At 67.1% G+C, this 23042-nt stretch carries 15 protein-coding genes; 4 read left to right on the forward strand and 11 right to left on the reverse strand.

Annotated elements, in window-relative coordinates:
* Positions 1–30 precede the first annotated feature (30 nt).
* From CYFUS_RS12020 to CYFUS_RS12030, 3 genes are all read right to left on the reverse strand, one after another.
* Entirely contained in the window at positions 31–1707 is a 1677-nt protein-coding gene (locus CYFUS_RS12020; protein WP_095985351.1) for a long-chain fatty acid--CoA ligase, read from the reverse strand.
* A 123-nt stretch (positions 1708–1830) separates the two neighbouring features.
* Complete coding sequence (locus CYFUS_RS12025) at positions 1831–3597, reverse strand: OPT family oligopeptide transporter (protein ID WP_095985352.1); 1767 nt, start codon at positions 3595–3597, stop codon at positions 1831–1833.
* Positions 3598–3657: 60 nt separating this feature from the next.
* Complete coding sequence (locus CYFUS_RS12030; RefSeq protein WP_232537512.1) at positions 3658–5499, reverse strand: ATP-binding protein; 1842 nt, start codon at positions 5497–5499, stop codon at positions 3658–3660.
* A gap of 556 nt (positions 5500–6055) precedes the next feature.
* On the opposite strand from CYFUS_RS12030, the gene CYFUS_RS12035 reads away from it, so the two are divergent.
* Complete coding sequence (locus CYFUS_RS12035) at positions 6056–8365, forward strand: glycoside hydrolase family 3 C-terminal domain-containing protein (RefSeq protein WP_095985354.1); 2310 nt, start codon at positions 6056–6058, stop codon at positions 8363–8365.
* An 88-nt stretch (positions 8366–8453) separates the two neighbouring features.
* Here CYFUS_RS12035 and CYFUS_RS12040 read toward each other — a convergent pair whose 3' ends face one another.
* The 4 genes from CYFUS_RS12040 to CYFUS_RS12080 all read right to left on the reverse strand — a co-directional run bounded on the left by CYFUS_RS12040 (position 8454) and on the right by CYFUS_RS12080 (position 16447).
* Positions 8454–10124 carry an ABC transporter substrate-binding protein gene (locus CYFUS_RS12040; RefSeq protein ID WP_332468351.1) on the reverse strand — a complete coding sequence of 557 codons (1671 nt, stop codon included), beginning with the start codon at positions 10122–10124 and terminating at the stop codon, positions 8454–8456.
* A gap of 339 nt (positions 10125–10463) precedes the next feature.
* Positions 10464–11093: a chemotaxis protein CheB gene (locus tag CYFUS_RS12045; RefSeq protein WP_095985355.1), complete on the reverse strand. Its 630-nt coding sequence runs from the start codon at positions 11091–11093 to the stop codon at positions 10464–10466.
* Between the two features lie 200 nt (positions 11094–11293).
* The gene (locus CYFUS_RS50530; RefSeq protein WP_198316554.1) at positions 11294–14470 is read right to left on the reverse strand and encodes a CARDB domain-containing protein; all 3177 of its coding nucleotides are present in this window, start codon (positions 14468–14470) and stop codon (positions 11294–11296) included.
* Between the two features lie 207 nt (positions 14471–14677).
* Positions 14678–16447 carry a hypothetical protein gene (locus CYFUS_RS12080; protein WP_095985358.1) on the reverse strand — a complete coding sequence of 590 codons (1770 nt, stop codon included), beginning with the start codon at positions 16445–16447 and terminating at the stop codon, positions 14678–14680.
* Positions 16448–16600: 153 nt separating this feature from the next.
* Between CYFUS_RS12080 and CYFUS_RS12085 the strand changes: the two genes are divergently transcribed.
* Positions 16601–17080 carry an SMI1/KNR4 family protein gene (locus CYFUS_RS12085; RefSeq protein WP_095985359.1) on the forward strand — a complete coding sequence of 160 codons (480 nt, stop codon included), beginning with the start codon at positions 16601–16603 and terminating at the stop codon, positions 17078–17080.
* 56 nt (positions 17081–17136) lie between these two features.
* Here the strand turns inward: CYFUS_RS12085 and CYFUS_RS12090 are convergent, their stop codons facing one another.
* Positions 17137–17892 (reverse strand): SDR family oxidoreductase, encoded by a 756-nt coding sequence (locus tag CYFUS_RS12090; RefSeq protein ID WP_095985360.1) that lies wholly within the window; start codon positions 17890–17892, stop codon positions 17137–17139.
* 99 nt (positions 17893–17991) lie between these two features.
* Here CYFUS_RS12090 and CYFUS_RS12095 point away from each other — a divergent pair, with 99 nt between their 5' ends.
* Entirely contained in the window at positions 17992–18903 is a 912-nt protein-coding gene (locus tag CYFUS_RS12095) for an AraC family transcriptional regulator (protein WP_095985361.1), read from the forward strand.
* A 74-nt stretch (positions 18904–18977) separates the two neighbouring features.
* On the opposite strand, the gene CYFUS_RS12100 is transcribed toward CYFUS_RS12095, so the two are convergent.
* Both CYFUS_RS12100 and CYFUS_RS12105 read right to left on the reverse strand, forming a co-directional pair.
* Complete coding sequence (locus CYFUS_RS12100; RefSeq protein ID WP_095985362.1) at positions 18978–19808, reverse strand: enoyl-CoA hydratase/isomerase family protein; 831 nt, start codon at positions 19806–19808, stop codon at positions 18978–18980.
* 43 nt (positions 19809–19851) lie between these two features.
* Positions 19852–20709: an alpha/beta fold hydrolase gene (locus CYFUS_RS12105; protein ID WP_095985363.1), complete on the reverse strand. Its 858-nt coding sequence runs from the start codon at positions 20707–20709 to the stop codon at positions 19852–19854.
* Between the two features lie 407 nt (positions 20710–21116).
* Here CYFUS_RS12105 and CYFUS_RS12110 point away from each other — a divergent pair, with 407 nt between their 5' ends.
* On the forward strand, positions 21117–22106 hold the full coding sequence (locus CYFUS_RS12110) for a GlxA family transcriptional regulator (protein WP_157758397.1): 990 nt from the start codon (positions 21117–21119) through the stop codon (positions 22104–22106).
* An 81-nt stretch (positions 22107–22187) separates the two neighbouring features.
* Here CYFUS_RS12110 and CYFUS_RS12115 read toward each other — a convergent pair whose 3' ends face one another.
* Positions 22188–22937, reverse strand: a complete 750-nt coding sequence (locus CYFUS_RS12115) for a helix-turn-helix domain-containing protein (protein ID WP_232537513.1) — start codon at positions 22935–22937, stop codon at positions 22188–22190.
* Positions 22938–23042 lie beyond the last annotated feature (105 nt).

Consider the following 23042-nt stretch of genomic DNA (forward strand, 5'->3'; position numbering starts at 1 on the left):
GGGCCGCCCCTCCTGCTTCCGGGGCGAGGCTCAGCTCCCCGTCTTCTCGCGCAGCTCCCGGCGGAGGATCTTCCCCACGTTGGTCTTGGGCAGCTCGGTGCGGAACTCGATGAACCTGGGCCGCTTGTAGCCGGTGAGCTGCTGGCGGCAGTAGTCGAGCAGTTGCGCCTCGGTGAGGGACGGGTCCTTCTTCACCACGAAGAGTTTGACGGCCTCTCCGGAGTGTTCGTCGGACACGCCCACGGCGGCCACCTCCAACACGCCCGGGTGCATGGCGACCACGCCCTCCACCTCGTTGGGATAGACGTTGAAGCCCGACACGAGGATCATGTCTTTCTTCCGGTCCACGATGCGGGTGTGTCCGCGCTCGTCCATGATGCCGATGTCGCCGGACTTGAAGAAGCCGTCGGGCAGCATGACCTTGGCCGTCTCGTCCGGGTGGTTCCAGTAGCCCGCCATCACCTGGGGGCCGCGGATGCAGATCTCCCCGGGCTGGCCGAGCGGCACGTCCTTTCCCTCGTCATCGCGGATGGCGATCTCCGTGGAGGGCAGGGGAAGGCCGATGGTGCCGGAGTACTCCGTCGCGGTGGCCGGGTTGCTGGTGGCCACCGGCGAGGTCTCGGACAAGCCATAACCCTCGATGATGGGAACGCGGGTGATGGCGAACCACTTCTCCGCCGTGGCCCGCTGCACGGCCATGCCGCCTCCGTTGGCGACCCGCAGGTGGGAGAAGTCGAGTCTGGCGAAGTCGGGGTGGTGCACCAGCGCGTTGTAGAGGGTGTTGACGGCCGGCAGGATGTGGAAGGGCTGCTGGGACAGCGTCTTGATGAACTCTGGAATGTCGCGTGGGTTGGGGATGAGGACGTTCATCGAGCCCATGCGGATGCCCATCAGCCCGCAGACGGTGAGCGCGAAGATGTGGTAGAGCGGCAGCGCGCAGACGACGTTGAGCGCCTCGGACGGATTGCCTCTCATGGCGGGCTGGAGCCAGGCTTCCACCTGCAACAGATTGGCGATGACATTGCGGTGCAGCAGCGTGGCGCCCTTGCTCACACCCGTGGTGCCACCCGTGTATTGCAGGAAGGCGACGTCGTCGCGAGACGTCGTCACCGGCACGAGCGAGAGGCGCTTGCCCTCGGCCAGCATCTGGTTGAACTTGACGGCGCGGGGCAGGTGGTAGGCGGGCACCAGCTTCTTCACCTTGCGCACCACGAGGTTGACGAGGGCGCCCTTCACGCCGCCCAGCAGGTCACCCATCGAGGCGACCACCACGTGCTGGAGGGCCGTGCGCTCCAATACCTGTTGGAGCGTGATCGCGAAGTTCTCCAGGATGAAGATGGCCTGGGCTCCACTGTCCTTGAGCTGGTATTCCAGCTCGCGCGGCGTGTAGAGCGGGTTGACGTTCACCACCGTGTAGCCCGCGCGCAGGATGGCGGCGATGCAGATCGGGTACTGCAACACGTTGGGCATCATGATGGCGACGGTCGCGCCACGGGTGAGCCCTCGGGATTGCAGCCACGCGCCCACCCGCTGCGACAGGACATCGAGTTCCCGGTAGGTGATGGACTTGCCCATGCACTTGAAGGCCGGGCGATCGGCGAACTTGCGGAACGACTCTTCCAGCAGGTGGGTCAGCGAGGCGTACTGCTTGTCATCGATCTCGGCCGGAACCCCAGGCGGGTAGTGCTTGAGCCAGATCTTCTCCATTCGCGTGTCTCCTCGCCCTTCGAAGGTGATGGGACTGGAATGGTAGTGGATCTCCCCGCCGGCACCTCAAGCACTGAGTTCACGGTGCGTGTGGATGTGGACCCCCGTGGACGGCGCGGAGCGTCAGGAAGGCGGAAGGAGCCCGAGTACGGCGAGCAGGGTGAGGGTGAGGCTCACCAGGCTCTCTCCGGCGATGAGGCCCGCGGCCAGGGGGACGGTGGCGACGAGCGCGAAGGCGGGCCGCGCGCGGGTGAGGAGGGCCGCGGCGAGCGAGCCCAGGAACATGGACAGGGAGAGGGAGGGGGGGATCGCGAAGGCGATTCCCACGCCGATGGCCGAGGGGACGAAGGGGCGCAGGCGTTCGGGGGCGTGTTGCTCGAGCAGCGCCAGGAGGATGCCGCTCACCCCTCCGGCGAGCGCGCCCCAGCGGGAGGCCGGGGCCAGGGCCTCGAGGCCCGCGGCGAGCACCCGGGCCAACCCCTCCACGAAGGTTCCGCCGGGAGCGGGGAAGTGCTCCTTGGAGAGGACGGAGGTGTCCGGCACGAGGAGCAGGAAGGCGGGGACGATGACGGCCGAGCCGACGAGACAACCCCAGAGCTGGGCGAGGACGGTCTGCCGGGGGGTCGCGCCGAGCAGCGAGCCGGCCTTGACATCGGTGAGCAGGTCCGCGCTGGTGGAGGCGGTGGAGCCCGAGAGGCTGGCGGCGATGGTGCTGGCCAGGGGGTTGCCGGGCATGACGACGCAGAAGGCGATCTGGGCGAGCTGTCCCAGGGCTCCCGAGGGGGTGACGTCCGTCTCCCCGGTCACCCGGCACGCCGCCACGGCGAGCGGGAAGGAGAGCAGCACGCCGAACAGCCCCAGGTGGGGGGGGATGCCGAAGACTCCAGCTCCCAGCACCACCGTCCCCAGCGAGAGCAGCGCGAGGCTGGCGAGCCACCAGGAGCGTGGAACCTGTCCCGGGCCGGTTTGGCTCCCCGGGCCCACGGCTCCGGCCTGGAGGAGCGAGGAGAACGCGCGGCTCAGGACGTCCCGCCGCGACAGCAGGTGGGTGAGGGCGGCGCTCGTCACCAGGGCGGTGCCGGGCCACATGCTCCACTCGAACGCGTGTTCGTAGTCGGGTTGGGGCAGGGTGCCTCGAACGTGGAGCCAGGGGACGAGCACGCCGAAGCAGGTGAGGGCGCCGAGCAGGATCGAGGCGGCGATGCGCGGGCCCACCAGGGCGCCGACTCCAGGGGAGAGCAGGCTGAGGTCGAGGGAGAAGGAGAGCGGCGCCAGCGGTACGCCGTGGACGGTGCCTGGAAGGGGCAGCGAGGTGGGTATCCGTTTCAGTCCATCGCGGGCGAACGTGAGCAGGCCGGCCACCAGGGCCGCCCCACCGAGCAACCGGGTTCCCTGGCGCGCGGAGACGTCTCCTTGCTGGAGCATCCGCGCCGCCGAGGCCGCGGCCAGTCCGGAGGGGAAGGGGAGGTTCTCGCGGTGGAGGAAGGTGTGCTGGAGCGGGACGGCGAAGAGGACACCGAGCGCGGAGACGAGCAGCGTCCAGCAGAAGAGCGCCCAGCCCGGAGGGTGGTGGCCGGAGAGCATCAGCCACGCCACGTTGGCGGAGATGAGGGTGCCTCCCGTGGAGTAGCCCGCCGAGGAGGCCGTGGACTGCATGGCGCTCGTCTCCAGCAGGGACAGCCCGGGGCGGGAGCGGGCGCGCCACGGCCACGCCAGCGCCCGGTACATGCCGAGCCCCAGCACGCAGGCGATGACCGTCACCGGAAAGGCCAGCCCCGTCTTCAGTCCGACGTAGAGGTTGGTGAGGCTCAGCCCCGCGCCCAGGAGTCCGCCGAGCGCCAATGCGCGGGGGGTGAGTGCCCTGCCGGACGCGCTCCGCTCCTCTCTCATGGGCGGGAAGCTACTCCGGGCCGCGGAGCAACTCCAAGGCACGACTCCGTGCCGGTGGGCTCAGGCCGGGGGTTCCCGCGCGCTCAGGGGCAGCTCCAGGGTGAAGCGCGCGCCATGGCCCTTGCCCTGGCTCTCACAGCGCAGCCGGCCCTTCATCGCCTCGGCGGCCAGCGCGCTGGAGTGAAGGCCAAAGCCATGGCCTTCCTTCTTGGTGGTGAAGCCATGGGAGAACAGCCGCGACAGGTGCTCCGGGGCGATGCCCACCCCATTGTCTTCCACCTCGATGCGCAGCCACTCCTCGCCCTCGCGCCGCACGCGCAGCGACAACCACTTGTCATCGCGTCCGCTCTCCGCCAGGGCATGCCGCGCGTTGCCCAGGAGATTCACGAGGATCTGCAGCAGCCGGTGCCGGTCCAGCGGCAGCGGTGCCATCTCGGCGTACTCGCGCTGGATGCGGATGCCCAGACGCTCGAAGGCGTCCAGGTGCAGGCGCAGCGCGCTGTCGATCAGCTCGGGCACCGTGACCAGCTCCACCCGCCCCACGACGCGGGCGTTCTCCTGCTGCAGGCTCACCACCTCGCGGATGTGCTCCACGTTGCGCAGCAGCTCCTTCATCTCCGTCAGCAGGTCCTCCTGCTCCTGCACCAGGTGCCGGGACACCGTGGACATGTACTGCGGAAGCTGACGTCCCCGGGCATCCTCCGTCAGGAAGGTGGGCAGGTTGGTTTCGTGCTCGCGCAGCAGCTCCGAGGCACGCAGCAGGGACGTGGTGCGCGAGCCTTTCAGCCGCTCGAGGACGAGCGAGGCGGAGACGTTGACGCTGTTGAACATGTTGCCCACGTTGTGCAGCACGCCCGTGGCCATCTCCGCCATGCCCGCCTGGCGTGACACTTCCATCAGCCCCCGGTGCAGCTCCCCCAGCTTCGCCTCGGCCTCCTTGCGCTCCGTGATGTCCCGTCCGAAGAGCGTCACCCCCACGGGCCGATCCCCCTCTCCCCACAGGGGGTGGAGCGCCACATCGAACACCCAGGTGCGGTGGGGGTTCCGCCGGATCCACTCGAAGCGGACGCTCTCTCCGCGCAGGGCGCGTTGCAGGCTGTTGCGCCATTGTTCCTGCACCACGGGATCGCTGTGCTGATCCAGCTCGGCGCCCGGGCGCAGCTCCCTGCCGTACATCTCCTGGAACATCTTCCTCGCCACGCTGTTGGACGTGATGGCGCGTCCCCGTTCGTCGAGCGAGCACACCGGATCCGTCGTGCTCTCCAGCAGGCTGTGCAGCTTGCGCTCGCTGTCGCGCACCGTGGCGGAGGCGTCGTCCCGCGCGATGCCAAACAGCGAGCTCAGCCCCCAGCCGAGCAGCAGGATGAGGGAGTCGAGCACTCCGGCGATCCACGCCTGGGAGTTGGCGAAGATTGGCTCCCGGCTCCCGAACCCCGACTGGTAGAGGGGGAGGAGGATCCCCGAGTTGAGACAGAAGAAACCCGTGAAGACGAGCCCCACCTTCACTCCCATCAGGTAGACCGACAACAGGGGGATGAGCAGGCTGGCCGCATGCGAGGCGACGATCTGACGGGGCATCAAGAACGTCGTCAGCATGTACCCGGCCAGCATGGTTCCGCAGACCAGGAGTGACGCGCGCCGGAGCGCGCCTCCCGCTCTGAGGTACACCAGGATCAACGCGAATCCGATCGCGGCGCCCGTGCCAATCTTCACCAACGGTGCGCCCCCGTTCATCCCCAGGGCGGAGATGATCGCGAGCACCAGGGACGTGGCCGCCAGCAGGACGGTGCTCCCCAGCAGGACCCGGTAGCGGCCAAGCTCACCAGGCGTCAGGTGGTGCCGGTTCTCGGGCAACAGGGCGTCCAAACGCCCAAGCAACCACGTCCACCGCCCTGCGCTCATCGACGACCTCTCCGCTCGAGGCAAGAACCCAGGTCGCGCGGTCGCAAACCCCCCCGAGTGAGCGGCGGCGGCCCTGAGACGCTCGCAGCGGACTCATGGCTACCACGCGTTGAAAGTCATGGGCAACCCAGTGGGGCCACGTTTGAGCGGATTTGTTCAGCCACAACGTGCGCGCGAGAACTCCAGACAAGCAGTGAAAACAAATCCATTCCGGATATCGCCCATGAGTGGGGAAAGCTGACTTGTCGGATCTGGCATTGTTTCCGCGACCCCGGGTCCCCCTGAGGTGACAGCCCGCGCGCGTGGGAGGTGAAGGGCGCTTCTCTGGCCCGCCGGGGGGTGGACGGGGCGCTTCCGGGTGATTCGCGGCGCCACGCGTCCACGTTGCCTGGAAGTATCCAGGTGGACTGTGTCCCGTGCATGGCGGCGGGCGAGTGCTGTGAGGACGGCGCGGGCCTGTCCTGCTAGAAGGCGGCGGCGACCGGCCCGGCTCACCGTCACCTGGAAGCCGGGCTCCCTGCCCGTCGCGGTGTCTTCCGACAAGGACCCCCCTGACATGTCCGAACAAATCAAAGACTACAAGGCCAGAGCGCAGCACCTGGTGTCGCAGATGACGCTGGAGGAGAAAGCCCTGCTCATGTCTGGCAATGGCGCGTGGACGACCCACAAGGTCGAACGCCTGGGAATTCCTTCCATCTTCATGGCGGATGGCCCGCACGGGCTCAGGAAGGCATTGGGGCCCAATACGGCGGACAGCGTCCCCGCGACCTGCTTCCCCACCGCGTCCGCCCTGGCCTCGAGCTGGAGCACGGAGCTCCTCGCGGAGATTGGCGCCGCCCTGGCGCGCGAGTCGCAAGCCAACGACGTCCAGCTGTTGCTGGGTCCGGGCAACAACATGAAGCGCTCGCCCCTGGGCGGGCGCAACTTCGAGTACTTCTCCGAGGATCCCTTCCTCGCCGGCCACCTGGCGGCCGCGTACATCAACGGGTTGCAGGGGCAGGGGGTGGGAAGCACCCTGAAGCACTTCGCGGTGAACAATCAGGAACACGAGCGGATGGTGAGCAGCTCCATCGTGGATGAGCGCACCCTGCACGAAATCTACCTGCCCGGCTTCGAGATCGCCGTCACCCAGTCGCAGCCGTGGGCGATCATGTGCGCCTACAACAAGATCAACGGCGTCTATGCCTCCGAGAACCACCTGCTGCTCGAGGACATCCTCCGGGATGCCTGGGGCTTCCAGGGGTACGTGGTGTCCGACTGGGGCGCCGTTCATGATCGCGCGAAGGGCATCATGGCCGGGTTGAACCTGGAGATGCCCGGCAGTGGCGACGTGAACCGCAAGAAGATCATCGAGGCCGTCAACGCGGGCCAGCTTCCGGTGTCCCGCCTGGACGAGGTGGTGGCCGGACTGCTCGCCGTGGTCCTCAAGGCCACGGCGAGTCGCCGGAGCGATGTCCGCTTCGACGTGGACGAGCACCATGCCCTGGCACGGCGGGCGGCGGGCGAGAGCATCATCCTCCTGAAGAACGAGGACGACCTGCTGCCGCTGGAGACCGGAGGAAAGAAGAAGATCGCCGTGATTGGCGCGTTCGCCAAGGATCCCCGCTACCAGGGTGCTGGAAGCTCGCAGGTGAATCCGACCCGCATCTCCAACGCCTATGCCGAGCTGGCGGCGCTCCTCGGTGGCGAGGATCGCCTGTCCTACGCGAGCGGCTATGACCTGGAGGGGGTCACCACCGCGCAGCTGCTCGAGGAGGCGCGGCAGCAGGCGAAGAGCGCGGACCTGGCCATCGTCTTCGCCGGTCTGCCGGACAGCCACGAGTCCGAGGGCTTCGACCGCTCCAACCTGGACATCCCCGAGGGCCACAACCGGTTGATCGACGTGGTCAGCCAGGTGCAGCCCAACACGGTGGTGGTGTTGATGAACGGCTCGGCCATCACCATGCCCTGGGTGGGCCGGGTGAAGGCCATCCTGGAGGGCTGGCTGACGGGACAGGCGGGCGGTGGTGCCATCGCCGACATCCTGACCGGCAAGATCAACCCCTCGGCGAAGCTGGCGGAGACCTTCCCGGCGCGGTTGGAGGACACGCCGACCTCCACCGAGTTCCCCGGCCTCAACCAGCAGGCCCGCTACGGCGAGGGCGTCTTCATCGGCTACCGGTACTACGACAAGAAGAACATCACGCCGCTGTTCCCGTTTGGTTTCGGCCTGAGCTACACGACCTTCGACTACTCGGAGCTGAGCCTCGGCGCGCCGTCCATCCAGGACACCGAGAGCCTGACGGTGGAGCTGAAGGTCAAGAACACGGGGAAGGTGGCCGGAAAGGAGATCGTCCAGCTCTACGTCCGCGAGGACAAGCCGGTGGTCAGCCGTCCGGACAAGGAGCTCAAGGCCTTCACCAAGGTGGCGCTCGAGCCCGGCGAGGAGAAGACGGTGCGCTTCACGCTGAGCCGGCGTGACTTCGCCTACTACAACACCAACCTCCACCGCTGGTCCGTCAACCCGGGCCGCTTCGACATCCTGGTGGGTGGCTCGTCCCGGAACCTGCCCCTGCGCAAGCACGTCGTGGTGGAGGTGGCCCAGCAGGAGGTGGTCTCGCTGTCACGCCACTCCCTGGTGAAGGAGTTCAAGGATCACCCCAAGGGCAAGGAGTTCTACCCCCAGCTCGTGGGCGTCATCATGGGCGGGACGACCGAGGAGTCTGGCTCCGTCAAGCGCACGCCCGAGGAGGAGCGCGCCCGGAAGAAGGCCGAGATGTCGACGCTGGTGTTCGCCCACGACATGCCCGTCTACAAGCTGGTGCTCTTCTCCGAGGGCAGGTTCTCCGAGCAGAAGCTCAACGACATCCTGGCGCAGGTGCAGTAGCCCGCAGCGCCCCGGTGCCGTGAAATGCGGCGGGGCGCATCCTCCCGGGAAGGGGGGATGCGCCCCGCTTCACCGCCCGAGGTGACGGTTACTTGGGCTTGATCTCCGTCAGGACGAGGAGGTTCTCCGGGGGAGCGTTGGGCGTGAGCTTCGCGTAGGGGTTCTCCTTGTTCGGGAAACCCGTGAAGCGGCGCGTGCTGTACTCACCCCAGGACGGGCCGGGGAAGAGCGGGATGACGGGCGCGTTCTCCACGAAGAGCACCTGGAGCTGATCGGAGATCTTCTTCTGCTCCGCGGGATCGCTCGTGGCCTCGAACGCCTTGAGCAGTGCGTCCGCGTCCTTGTTGCCGAAGCGGTGCCAGTTGCGCGACGAGACCACGCCCACGGGCTGGACCGTCTCGGTCCCGAGGAAGTCCCGGTAGACGTAGTACGGATTGGGCTCGTCGGAGGACCAGCCCATGGACAGATCGAACTCACCCTTCTGGATGCGCTCGAACCAGGGGCTGAAGTCGTAGGTCTTCAGGGTCGCGTCGATGCCCACCTGCTTCAGGTTCTGCGCGATGATCTGCGCGGCGCGCACCCAGTCGGACCAGCCCGTCACCACGTTGATGTCGTAGCGCAGGGGCTGCTTGTCCGGCCCCACGCGAATGCCATCGTCGCCGCGCTTGTAGCCCGCCTCGTCGAGCAGGGCACCGGCCTTGGCGGCGTCGAACTTCACCCAGTCCCCGGCCTCCACGGCCTTGGGGTTGCGCCAGCTGTCGTGGGTCTCGCTGAGGGCGGTGGCGTCCGAGGGCCGCGTGTAGTTGTACATGGCGACCTTGACGATCTGCTCGCGGTCGATCGCCATGCTGAGCGCCTTGCGCACGCGCACGTCGTTGAAGGGCTTCTTCGTGGTGTTGGTGTAGAGAATCACCGTGTTGCCCACGAGCGGGAACCAGTAGTGATTGTTCTCCTTGTCCTTGCTCACGTAGAGCCGCTCGATGTCCGGCACGAAGTTGCCCGCGTAGTCCACCTCGCCATTGAGCAGCGCGAGGTTGGCCTGGTCATTGCCGGGATAGGCCGGGAAGCGCAGGGCCTGGACGTAGGGCTTGCCCTGCTGCCAGTAGTTCGGGTTGCGGCCGATCTCCCAGATCTGGTTCTGGAAGACCTTGATCTCCGTGAAGGGCCCCGTGGCCACGGGGTTCTCGTTCTTGTAGGAGACCGGATCGGCGACGTCCTTCCACTTGTGCTCGGGGACGATCGGCTGCTGCGCGATGTAGAGCAGGCCGGGCACGAAGACGCGGCTGAAGGTGAACTCCACCGTGGCGTCATCCTTGGCCTGCACGCCCTCGAGGAACGCCCAGACGGCCGACAGATCCAACGCCTTGTGCTTCTTGAGCAGCTCGAAGGTGAAGGCCACGTCCTTGGCGGTGAACGGCTGGCCGTCCGACCACTTCACGCCCGGACGCACGGAGAAGGTGAGCGTCTTGTTGCCCTCGCCCCACGTGTACTTCTCGGCGAGCCACGGCACGTAGTCCGCCTTGAGCACGTTGAAGATGAGCATCGGCTCGTAGATGCCGGCGCGGGTGGGCCAGCGCGAACTGCTGCTGGCCAGCAGGGGATTGAAGTTGCGAATCCAGGAGGTCTGCGCCTCCTGGGCAATGGTGACGGCCGTGGCCTTGGCCGCCGCGGGAGCCGTCGCGGTGGCCGCTGGCGTGCTCTCTTCCTGCTGCTTGCTCTTCGAACAGCCCGCCAGTCCCCCCAAGGAGACAAGACCCATGCACATCACGACTAGCCGGCGTTGCATCCACTGGTTGTTCATCTAGAGGCGCTCCTGGATTCCAGTTGAGGAGTAGGACCCGCTTCGGGTGGCTCGAAACGAGGAAGGTAGTGCGCACACCTACCCGGGCCTTGGCTTAGCATGGTTCCTCGCCTCCTCCACCTACAGACGCATTCGTTCTCGCGGAGAGTCTCGACGCATCGCGGCGAACGACGCGCCGCGTCGAGATTGCTTTTCGCGCTCCATTGGAATGGAACAAAGTCATTCACTGTCACCACGAGCTGGATGACGGATGAGAAGGTATTGGCGTGGGGTAGGACTCGGGGCCCTGGGAGCGTGTCAGGCTTTTGCGTCCGCTCCCAACTCGCCGAGCACCTGGGCGAGCTGCGCGAGGGGCAGCACGAAGTCCACGGGCCCCTGCGCGAGGGCCGCGGCGGGCATGACCGGCATGTGCGCGGTCTCGGGCGACTGCACCAGCGTGACGCCCCCCGCCGCGCGCACCGCCGCGAGGCCTCGTGCTCCATCCTCGTTGGCGCCCGTGAGGATGACGGCCGCGAGCCGGGCGCCGTAGATGTACGCCGCCGATTCGAACAGCACGTCGATGGAGGGGCGCGAGTAGTGGACGGGCTCATCCACCGAGAGCGACAGGGTGGGCCCCGTGTCCACCATCAGGTGGTAGTCCGGGGGCGCGAAGTAGACCGTCCCGGGCTTCACCGGCTCCTTGTCCTGGGCCTCCCTCACCGGCAGGGCGCACCGGGGCGCGAAGATGTCCACGAGCAGGCTGGGCCGCTCGGGCGGGATGTGCAGGACGATCAACAGGGCGGGACGGAAGGTGCGCGGCAGCAGGGGCAGGAGGAAGGACAGTGCTTCCACGCCTCCCGCGGACACGCCCAGCACGACGGCGGAGACGCGGCCCCGGAACGCCTCGGCTCTGATTCCATTGGTGCTGAGGATGCCCGTGCCGTTCACGAGAAGCCCTGCCTCTTTCTGGAAACCAGGGGCGCCGAGCCCGCCCCGGTGGCCCAGCCCATCACGGAACGGGGCGGGGCGCCTCGTCCCCCCGGCTCATGCTTGAAGAGGAGTGTTTGTTTCTGGGCGTCGCGCCGTGCTTCCAGACGACACCTCCCGGCCCACGTCCGATGCGCGGGCCGGGAGGCCACGGTGGGACTTCAGGGGGCGATGTAGAGCCACCCGCCGAGCAGGGTGTTGTTGTCCGCGCGCAGCTCGGGGGTCATCTGGTCCAGATTCACCATGGCGCCCACGTAGACCAGCCCTTGCGTGTTCGGGTTGGTCGACGGCGGCAGCCAGGCATTTCCGGTGATGGACACGGTCTCGCACCAGCCGGGCTGGAGAAGGCCCGTTTGGGTCTCGCCCACGATGACATCCTCGGGAGGCGTGGACGGTGAGGGGAGACGGAAGGTGGTGTCCGTGGACAGGAGCACGCTCACCCGGGTGCTCGCGGCCAGGGTTCCCTGGTTGCAGACGTTCACCTGGGTGGTGAGGCTCTGTCCGCTCCGGACGAACACGGGACTCTCCACCGAGGAGATGACGAAGTCCGCGTCGTGGCCCACGCCCAGCAGGTAACCCGAGTGGGTGTTGTTGTCCGTGCGCAGCTCATTGGGGGCGTAGTTCGGGTCCACCACGGCGCCCAGGTGGAAGGCGCGCGTGTTGGGCGGGCTCATGGGCGGCGGGTAGATGTTGCTGGAGGAGATGGACACCGTGGCGCACTGGTTGGGGGCCAGCGGTGGCACCGGCGCGTCACCCACGACGTTGTCCTCGGGGGGAGCCGAAGACGAGGGGAAGCGGATGTTCTCGTCCAGGGACACGAGGAGGTACACGCGGCTGTCGTAGGGGCGGGTGCCCTGGTTGCAGACGGTGACCTGGGCGGTGAAGGGCTGGCCGAAGTCCACGCTGGCGGGGCCCTTGACCGAGGAGATGACGAAGTCCGGCGCACTCCCCACGCCCAGCAGGTAGCCCGCGTGGGTGTTGTTGTCCGTGCGCAGCTCATTGGGGGCGTAGTTCGGGTCCACCACGGCGCCCAGGTGGAAGGCGCGCGTGTTGGGCGGGCTCGTGGGTGGCGGGTAGATGTTGCTGGAGGAGATGGACACCGTGGCGCACTGGTTGGGAGCCAGCGGCGACACCGGCGTGCCGCCCACGACCTGGTCCTCGGGAGGCGCGGACGGCGAGGGGAGGCGCAGGTTCTCGTCCTGGGACAGCACGAGCATCACCTGGGTGCCTTCGGTCCGGGTGCCCTGGTTGCAGACGGTGACCTGGGCGGTGAGAGGCTGGCCGAAGTCCACGCTGGCGGGGCCCTTCACCGAGGAGATGACGAAGTCCGGCGCACTCCCCACGCCCAGCAGGTAGCCCGGGTGGGTGTTGTTGTCCGTGCGCAGTTCATCGGGTGAGTAGTACGGGTCCAACGCGGCGCCCAGGTGGAAGGCGCGCGTGTTGGGCGGGCTCGTGGGCGGCGGGTAGATGTTGCTGGAGGAGATGGACACCGTGGTGCACTGGCCGGGGGCCAGTGGAGGCACCGGTACGTCCCCCAGGATGCTGTCCTCGGGGGGAGCCGAAGACGAGGGGAAGCGGATGTTCTCGTCCTGGGACAGGAGGAGGAACACGCGGGTGTCCCGGGAGCGGGTGCCCTGGTTGCAGACGGTGACCTGGGCGGTGAGAGGCTGGCCGAAGTCCACGCTGGCGGGGCCCTTCACCGAGGAGATGACGAAGTCCGGCGCACTCCCCACGCCCAGCAGGTAGCCCGGGTGGGTGTTGTTGTCCGTGCGCAGTTCATTGGGGGCGTAGTTCGGGTCCACCACGGCGCCCAGGTGGAAGGCGCGCGTGTTGGGAGAACTCATGTACGGTGGGTAGACGCTGCTGGAGGAGATGGACACCGTGGTGCACTGGTTGGGGACCAGCGGAGGCACCGGTACGTCTCCCAGGATGCTGTCCTCGGGAGGCAGTGGGTAGGAGGGGAGGCGGATGTTCTCGTCCTGGGACAGGAGGAGGAACACGCGGGTGCCCTCGGCCCGGGTGCCCTGGTTGCAGACGGTGACCTGGGCGGTGAGAGGCTGGCCGAAGTCCACGCTGGCGGGGCCCTTCACCGAGGAGATGACGAAGTCCGGCGCACTCCCCACGCCCAGCAGGTAGCCCGGGTGGGTGTTGTTGTCCGTGCGCAGTTCATCGGGTGAGTAGTACGGGTCCAACGCGGCGCCCAGGTGGAAGGCGCGCGTGTTGGGCGGGCTCGTGGGCGGCGGGTAGATGTTGCTGGAGGAGATGGACACCGTGGTGCACTGGCCGGGGGCCAGTGGAGGCACCGGTACGTCTCCCAGGATGCTGTCCTCGGGGGGAGCCGAAGACGAGGGGAAGCGGATGTTCTCGTCCTGGGACAGGAGGAGGAACACGCGGGTGTCCCGGGAGCGGGTGCCCTGGTTGCAGACGGTGACCTGGGCGGTGAGGGACTGGCCGAAGTCCACGCTGGCGGGGCCCTTGACCGAGGAGATGACGAAGTCCGGCGCGTACCCCAGGCCCAGCAGGTAGCCCGGGTGGGTGTTGTCCTCGGTGAACTCCGGGGTGGAGTTGAGCGGGTCCACCACGGCGCCCAGGTGGAAGGCGCGCACGTTGGGCGAACTCATGTGGGGGGGATAGGCGTTGCCAGAGATGGACACCGTGGCGCACTGGCCGGAGGCCAGCGGAGGCACTGGCACGTCACCCACGACGGCATCCTCGGGAGGCGTGGAGGACGAGGGGAAGCGGATGTTCTCGTCCTCGGACAGGAGCAAGGCCACCTGGGTACTTTCGGTCCGGGTGCCCTGGTTGCAGACGGTGACCTGGGCGGTGAGGGACTGGCCGAAGTCCACGCTGGCGGGGCCCTTCACTGAGGTGATGATGAAGTCCGCCTGGTGGCCGATGCCCATCGGCGCGCTGACGCGCGTGTTGTTGCCCGGGTTCTCATCCCCGATGGAATCGAGGAGTGCTCCCACGTGCCAGCGTCCCTCCGAGGGCACCTGGGCGTACATCATCGTCGTCTGCCGCGAGCACTGCCCGGGCTGTAGATAGGGCAGGTAGAGTTGTCCCCCGGGGTAGTCCGTCTGCTCGGAGATGACGGTGTCCGCGGAGAGGAACAACGTCGCCTTCGTGGAGCCTCCCTGTCCTCCGTGGTTGCACACCGTGGCCGAAACCTCGAAGGCGGTTGCTGGCAACACGCTGGGGGGAGCGCTCAACTCCGTCACCACGAAATCGGGTCCGGTGACCAGTGGGCTCGTGGCCGCACCCGCGCCCGCCGCGGAAGGCTCGGGTGTCTGACATCCCAGGAGGGCCATCAAGGAGAGGGCTCCCAGGCTCGCTTTCATCCTGCGTTCATCCATTGGTGTTCGCTCTTTCGACAGCATGGGGTGGTGCGGCTTCGGGCAGGGGCCGAGCCGCGAAGCGCCCGGGGGTGCGCGAACACAGAATATTCCGTTTTGGGTCGAAAATCTTGAGTTCTTGGAATCCCGGGCTCGTTCCCCGCAGGGAAGGGGCTCGCCCTGGTCCGGGAGGCAGGCTCTCGCCCACGCGGGTCAGGCGCGGCTTCCGACGAAGAGCCTCCGGTCGTCGACCTGAGCGAGGCACCGTGCGCCACTCGCGGAGAACGCGCGCGGCTCGAGGCCCACCGCGTCGAAGAGGGGGCGCTGCTCTTTCGTTCGCGGGTCGAGCACGACGAGCGCCGTCTTCTCGCCGCCTCGCTGGTGCCCCTCGACGGCCACGACCGCGTCCGGTCCTACCCAGAGCATCGGCAGCTTATACGTCGAGTAGAGGTTGTCGACGGTGGGTGGGACTCGCATGGCCTCGCGCACCCACTGCTGGAAATCCCCCGGGCGTTCCTTTCGCTGGCCGCCGTCGAGCGTCACGAGGGTTGGCACTCCGTCGCGCTCGGTGCGGACCCCGAGCACGTCACCCGCGAAGCACAGGTCCGTGAAACCGAACGTCAGGTGCTCGTCGCTGCGGAGCGCCTCGTGCACTTCCCCCGTGTCGACGTCGATGACGACGATGACGGCGGCATCGTCCTGTCCGTAGCCCTGGGAGCGCTCGTTGACGAAGCCCGGGGTGACGAGCGCGAGGGCGACCCGTTGCGGCGTGGTGGCGATCGCCGTGCAGAGTCCTGGCAGCTCGAAGACCTCCCGGCCTTCGATGGCGATGGCCGATTTCTCTCGTCGCCACCAGGCGGTGACGAGGCGCTCGCCCGCGAATGCGCCGAGGGCGTGCGGCGTCGGCTCCGTGACGACGCGCTCGAAGCCGCGATAGGCCGCGTCGGCGTTCGTCCGTGCTCCGACGAGGGCTCGCGCGAGGACGTCGACCAGGCGCCGCCGCTGGTGCGGGCTGCTCTCCTCGAGCTCGGCGATGCCGACGCCTCGCGCGACGTGGAGGAGCAACTCGGCGCCATGGTTGGAGCCGATGGACAGCAGCTCCGTCTCGACGCCGACGCGGCGCGTGCGCTCGCTCGGGGGCGCGCGCACGCAGAACGAGGACAGGGGCACGCCGGGCTCGAGCGTGACCGGCACCTCGAGCCAGCTCGCGACCTTGCGGACGAACGCGGCCCCGACCACTGCATCGGCCGCTTCGATGCTGTTTTCATTGACCCACACTCCGTCGTCGAGCACGTAGCGTGTGCCGAGCGGGTGCTCTTCCACCGAGAGCTTCAGCCGGAGCGGTGGCCTCTTGTCGAGGGAGGGACGCACGAAGGACATCACGCGTGCGGACGGCACCTTGCGACCCTCGATGAGTGTGAGCGAGACGTCGACCCATCGCTTGTGGGCGAGCTGTTCGAGCAGCTCGTCGAAGCCGTCGGAAAGGTATTGATCGAGCGCCTCGTGGACGGAGTGGGGTACCCCGTCGCTCTCGATCCTGGGCTGGGCGCGATCCTCGTCGAGGTCGACGCCGTGGAAGCTCAATCCTTCCATCGTGTATCCCGACAGCACGACTTCACCCGTTGGCCTGGCCTCCGCGACGAGCATCGCCGTGCCGTCATAGAGAGACACGTGCAAAGCCTCACAGTGGAGCACGCGCGCGAGGATACCGAGTCGGTGCTCACCCGAAGGCCCCGGCTCGGCGAGCAGCTCGAGCGGAGCGGTCTTGACGACGGACCAGCCGCCTCGGCCGGCGCCGAGCGCGAGGGCCCACCGGTCGGAGGTCGCGCCGGTCCCGTACTGCATCCTGTCCCATTTCTCGCGTTTGCGTCGCACGTAGGGCGTCGCCACGAGACCTTCCGCCAGGCAGAGGTCGTCAATGGCGCGCTCGAGCGCATCGAGATTTTCAGTCCGGAAGAACGTCACCTGTCCCCATTCACCCATGGGTCACCTTCTACCGCCGTCGCATATCCTTTGGCATCTGGGGATGTAGCCATCAGACGGGGGCGCTGCATGTGAGCAGTGTCCCTCCTGTTATGGCGGCAAGTCCCCCTGGAATACAGTGGGTCAGAACCTGCCCTACTCGGACAACTGACGATGGCCACGTCCATGAGCCGCTTGCTCGAAGAGGTCTCCCGCGATCACTTCCCGTATCCCTCCGCCACGCCCGAGGAGATCGAGGAGTTCGAACGGCGGGTAGGCTGGCGGTTGGATGCGGAGCTGCGGGCCTTCTACCTGCACTGCAACGGCGCCGAGTTGATTGAACGGCTACCCGACTCGCCCTACCAGATACTTCCTCTCTCGGAGATTGTCCGAGCGCGAGTCGCCATCTTCGGGAAGAGAAACGACGATGATGGGCACGGACCAGCTTCGGTGTACGCCCTTTGTGACGTGCAGGACGGCAACTACGTGCTGGTGGACGTGAGCCGCGAGGAGAATGGTCGCTACCCCCTCTTCGACGGCGACCATGAGGCGTGGCCAGACCTGGCCTACTGCAAGCAGGTCGCCAGTTCGTTCTCTGAATTCTTGGAGCAGGTGCTGCGGACCCGGCGTGGCCTCTACTGGCTGGGGGAATGAAATCTCTCGGGCATTCCTCCAGCCTTCATGGTCGGCCTCGGGTCGAGGACACACATTCAGGTTGACCTGGCCAACTCCGCGGCGTCCGCGCCGGCGGGCTGGCGGAGCGGGCACGACGGATCGTTCACCGCGCGCCAGATGGCTTCTGCCACGTCGAGCGAGCGGGTAAACGGCCCCGAGTGCCTCGTGCGCCTCTCGAAGATGCTCCGCGTGAAGTCGGAGTACGCCTCGGGGACGGCGACGCCCTGCTTGCGCATCTGCGCCTGTGCGTTCCGCGCAAAGGGCGTCTCCGGGGACTGCCCCGGGAGCACGAGGCTCACCCGCACATTGAAGGGCTGGAGCTCCAACGCGAGTGACTCGGTGAATGCGTTGAGCGCCGCTTTGCTCGCGGTGTACACGGCAAGCATTGGGAGCGACTTCAGCGTCGTGCTCGACGAGACGTTCACGATGACCCCCGCCTTCTGTTGCCTGAACCGAGGCAGGAACGCCTGGGTCACGGCCATCGCACCGAATGTGTTCGCTTCGAAGGTGGCGCGGACCGTTTCCATCGAGGTGCCCTCGAAGATACTCATCAGGCCGACGCCCGCATTGTTGACCAGCACGTCGATCGGTCCGGCGGCTTCCACCGTTTCGCGAATGCTCCGTGGGTCGGTGACGTCGAGCGCGAGCACGCGCAGATGCTCGGACCGGGGCAACACGTCCTCCCGCGGCGTGCGCATCGTGGCGATGACCTTCCAGCCGTGCTCGAGGAAGTAGCGGGCAGTGTCGAGGCCGAATCCGGACGAGCATCCGGTGAGCAAGATCGTTTTCATGGTGTCTCCCGTGGGGTGGTTTCAGCTCCCAGACGATAGGGAGCGGAGGCCGGACGTGCTACAACAGGGAGTCCGCATTTCGTTTGCAGGAGTCCGGTCATGATCGATCCGCTCGCAGAAGTGGTCACGCTGCTCCAGCCGAGCGCCTCGTCCTCGAAGCTCGCCAGCGGTGCAGGTCGGTGGAGCGTTCGCCGCGCCGAATCCGGGCGGCCCTTCTACTGCGCGATCCTCGATGGTGCGAGCCGCCTCGCGGTCGACGGACATGAGCCGATGATTCTCGAGAAGGGGGACTTCGTTTTGATTCCGTCGGCGTTCAACTTCACGGCGTCGAGCCTCGAGCCACCGAGAGGGAAGCGCGACACCGCGCACGTCGTGTTGCCCGATGGCGAAGTCAGACACGGCGATTCGAGTGGCCCGCCTGATGTTCGAATGCTGGTGGGTTACTGCACCTTCGCTTCTCCGGACGCGAGCTTGCTCGTCTCGCTCCTTCCACGGCTCGTGCTCGTTCGCGGCGAGCGGAGGCTCTCTACCCTCGTGGAGCTCGTGAGAGAGGAGTCCCGCGAACGGCGGCCCGCGCGCGAGGTCATCCTCGCCCGCCTCCTCGAGGTCCTTCTCATCGAAGCCCTCCGCTCCGTGGCGGGCACCGCGGCGTCGCCGGGCCTCCTGCGCGGGCTCGCCGACGAGCGCCTCGCCGTTGCGATACGACGCATGCACGAGAGCCCGACCAGGGCGTGGACGGTAGCGCAGTTGGCGAAGGAAGCAGCACTGTCCCGTTCGGCGTTCTTCGAGCGATTCAGTCGCGCGGTGGGCGTTCCTCCGATGGAGTACCTGCTTGGCTGGCGCATGGCCTTGGCGAAAGACCTGCTGCGGCGCAAGCAAGTCACCGTCGCCGAGGTCGCGGAGCAAGTCGGCTACGGCTCCGCGAGCACCTTCAGTGTTGCCTTCACTCGCCACGTAGGACTGCCGCCAACACACTTCGCGCGTGAGCAGGGGGAACCGCGATACCCGTGAAACCATGTCTCGACTTCTCTCGCCCCGGTGGACGGAAGAGAGCCCGTGGAGAGCGCGCCTGCCGGGCTCTCGTGTCAGGGCTGCGCGTTGGCGATGCCGAGGTACTCGCCGAGCCGAAGCTCGACCTCGAGGCCTTTCTCGGCGAACTGCCTACCAAGCCGCGCGAAGCCCGCCTGGAAGCCCGGTCCAGCCAGCGATCTCGTGTACTCCGCGTATGCCGTGGCGAAATCAGCGTCCGGAGGCAGTGACGCCCGGTCGACTTGAGCCTTGGCGGCAGCCACGACGGCCTTGTCGAAGGAAGCGACGCGGGTCGCGAGCCTTTCCACGAATCGATCGAGCTCGGCGTCGGGCAAGGTTCGCGTGACCCAGCCGTATCGCTCGGCGAGCTCGGCATCGTAGTCCTGGCTGGTGACGATCGCCTCGAGGCCGCGGTCACGCCCGATGAGGCGTGGCAGACGTTCGCTGCCACCACCCCCTGGCAGGATGCCGGTGCCGACTTCCGGCTGCCCGAAGATGGCGTGCTCGCGGCTCGCGTAGCGCAAGTCGCACGCCAGGGCGAGTTCGTTGCCCCCTCCGCGCGTTCGTCCGCGGATCTTCGCGATGCTCAAGAAGGGAGCCTTCGAAAGGCGGATGACCAGGTCAACCCACATGGGGACGGAGTCTGGGCCTGGTATGAAAGGAAACTTGTCGGCTTGCCGAAGATCGAAGTGGTTGAAGAAGAATCCGCTGATGTTGCTCGTGAAGATGACAACCTGGACTCGAACGTCATTCTCGAGCTCATGGAGGATCTCGTGCAGTCGTGTCACGGTCTCCGGCACGATCACATTCGCGGGCGGATTCGCGAAGGTGATGGTGGCGATCTTCGGCGTGGATTTTTCGACGATGATGGTGCTTTTCTCGCTCATGTTGTGCTCCTGAAATGGCTCACGATTGCTTGTTGCGGTCTGGCTAGCGACCGAGGAAGCGGTTCACGTCAGCGGCGAACTCTTGCGGATACTGGAACAAGAATGCGTGCCCAGCGTCCGGGTAGATTCGCAGCTGCGCATTCGGAAGATGCCTGGCCATCAGGTAGGAGTTCGTCGTGGGTACCATGATGTCGTTGTCTCCGTTGGCGACCAGCGTCGGCTGCTTGATCGCCGCGAGGCGCGAGAGCTTCGACGCGTCCGGGATACCCCAAGTCGAGATCGCGGTGATATGCGCGTTGGCAGTATTCATGGTGACCGGGACGTCTCGATTGCTCTGACGCAGGCGGAGGCGTTGGATGAACTCGCGGCCCTTCGCGCGACTCGACTCCGACTTCTCGAAGAAGATGGTCAGCATCCCCTCCGCGTCGATCGTCTCGCGGAGCGCGATCTCGAGCACTTCTGGCACGTACATGTGCATGCCCTCGCCGCCTTGGGGGCCCGTTCCGGCGAGAACCAGGCGGCGTACTTGATGAGGCCTCATCAATGCAAACTCCTGCGCCACGAAGCCACCGAGCGAAAAGCCCAGGATGTCAATGCGCGCGAGCTTGAGCGCATCGACGAAGGCGATTGCACCATGGGCCATCTCAGCGACCGTGTCAGGCGTCTTGCCGCTCGAGCCGGCGACGCCGACGTTGTCCATCAGGATGACCTCGCGCTCAGCAGCGAGCGCATCGACGAGCGCCGGGTCCCAGTTGTCGAGGTTGGCGCGATAGTGAACGAAGCACACGAGAGGCGTCGCCGCGCCGTCGGTCTTGCCGAAGCGGCGATAGGCATACTTCACGCCGTTCGCCGCTTCGATGGTCAGGTTCGGAGCAGTCAGTTGCCCGTTCTTCGTCGTCATATTTCGTGTCCTTTCAGCTCGTGTATGGTTGATGCTCTTGATGGATTTCCTCATCCCCTTGGTGCCGAGGGGGCGCGGAGATACAGCCCACGCGACAGACCGTCTTTCACCGTCCTGGTGAGCTGATCGACGAGCACCTCGTCGGCCCCGGCCTCCACACCATCGAGCGCCAGTCGTGCGACCTCCTCGGCCGGCACCTCTTCGCGAGCACGGGAGCGAAGGCCTCGCTCACGGCGAGGGGCCCGAGGTAGCGAGCGAGCAGCGCTCTCGTGAGGCCGAGACCGAGGCCGCGATTGGCGCCTGTGACGAGTGCGACGGAGTGTCGGATGTCCATGAGGTCCTTTTTGCAAGGACCGAGGCCCTCCGGCCAGTGGCAGTAACGACAACGTTCGGTCTATCCTTGCCACATGCTCGTTCACATGGTTCTCGAGGGTGTAGCCGACAGTGCGCTCGGCGTGGGGCTCGACGTCGTCGGCACGGCGGCGGAGCTCATCGACGCCGGGCTCACGCCGTTGCCTCCTGGGACGAGGGTGCTGCGCCAGCGTGTGGTGTCGCTCGACGGCCGGCCAGTGCGTTCCGCCGCCGGGCGGACGGTCGCGGTGGACGGCGCGTTCAGCCTTCGCGGACTCCGCAAGGGGGATGTCGTCGTCTTGCCGGGGATGTTCGCGGCCAGTGGGCGAACCGTCGCGAAGTTGTTGGCCCGAAAGGACATTCAACTCGCCGCGGACCTCCTCGCGAAGGCAGCTGCCAAGGGCGTGATGCTCGCCGCGTCGTGCTCGGCCACGTTCGTGCTTGCCGCATCGGGCCTCCTCGAGGGGCGGACCGCGACGACAACGTGGTGGCTCGCCCCGCAGTTTGCTCGGATGTTTCCCAGGGTGTCGCTCGCGGCCGATCTCATGGTGGTCGACGCCGGGGAAATCCTCACCGCCGGCTCCGCGCTGGCCCACGCGGATCTCATGCTCGCGCTCGTCGCACGGCTGGCGGGGCCTTCCGTGGCGCATCTCGTGACACGCTACCTCGTCCTCGACGAGCGGCTCTCCCAGGCCCGCTATATGGTGATGGAGCATCTGCGCGTGTCCGACCCTGGACTGCGAGCGGTCGAACGTTTCATCGCGCAAAATATCGGCCGTCAGCTGTCTCTCGACGAGCTTGCCCGCGTGGCCGCGGTGTCTCCGCGGACGCTCGCTCGCCGGGTCCACGCGAGCCTCGGAGTGACGCCGCACGAGCTCGTGCAACGCATCCGCGTGAGTCGCGCGGCACATCTTCTCGAGACGACGCACGCATCGGTCGACGACATCGCCGCGCAGGTGGGCTATGCCGATGCTGCGGCCTTCCGCCGCGTCTTTCGTCGATTCGCGGGTGAGTCGCCTCGCCGACGACGTGGGCCGGCTGCCTGAGCTACTCGAATCCCCAGATGTCCTCCTCGGACATCGCGGGGCTTTCGTTTTGGGCCGAGGCCGCCAGCGGCACGTGGACGTCTACGGCTGCGGAGAAGGCCGAAGCACGCCGCGGAACCTCAGGTCACTCGGAGACTTCACGTACCGCCCGGGCGTCGTCCCCACGAGCCGCCGGAAGTGCCGCGTCAGCTGCGCCTGATCGTAGAAGCCGACCAATGGCGCGAGCTCGGAGGGCCTCACGCCGCGGGTGAGCAACTCCTTCGCGCGGGCGACGCGGAGATGCGTGAGGTACGCGTGTGGAGGCATCCCGATCTGCGCGCGGAAGGCTCGGCACAGATGGAACTTGTCGAAGTTCACGTGTGTCGCGAGCTCCTCCAGGGTGATCGGCTCCTCGAGCCGCTCGCGGATGAACGCCAGCGCACGTCGCACGGGGCGCGAGTGGTCCGACCGCACGCCGCGGGTCGCCACCAGCGCCTGGAGGGCCTCCGCGAGCGCCACCTCCAGCGTGAAGCGGTCCTCGCCGGAACAGGCCACGTCGAGCAGCCGATGGAAGGGCTCGGCCCGTGGGTCGCCGGGCTCGAACTGTGGCGTCACCTCGGCCTCTCCCTCGCGAACGACCCGGGCCACTTCGTCCGTCGGCAAGGTGACGACGGTGAAGACCGTGGGTCCGCGATGCAACAGGTGGCGCACCACGTCGCCCGGTTGCTTCAGGAGGATGCACCCGGGCACCGAGCGCCGGACGCGCCCGTTGCCCCACCACTCGGTGTCGCCCTCGTCGATGCGCCCGATGCCCCAGTGTTCCTTGAGGCCGGTGTGCAGCGATGTGGTCATGCCGCGCGCCACGCGCAGACCTGGAAGCGGAACGGGAAGCTCGGTGAAGCTCTCCATCGGCTCAGTGTAGCGTGGCGAAGACTCGAGCGCTTGGCGCTTCTTGGC

This window comes from Cystobacter fuscus, assembly GCF_002305875.1.
Lineage (GTDB): Bacteria > Myxococcota > Myxococcia > Myxococcales > Myxococcaceae > Cystobacter > Cystobacter fuscus_A.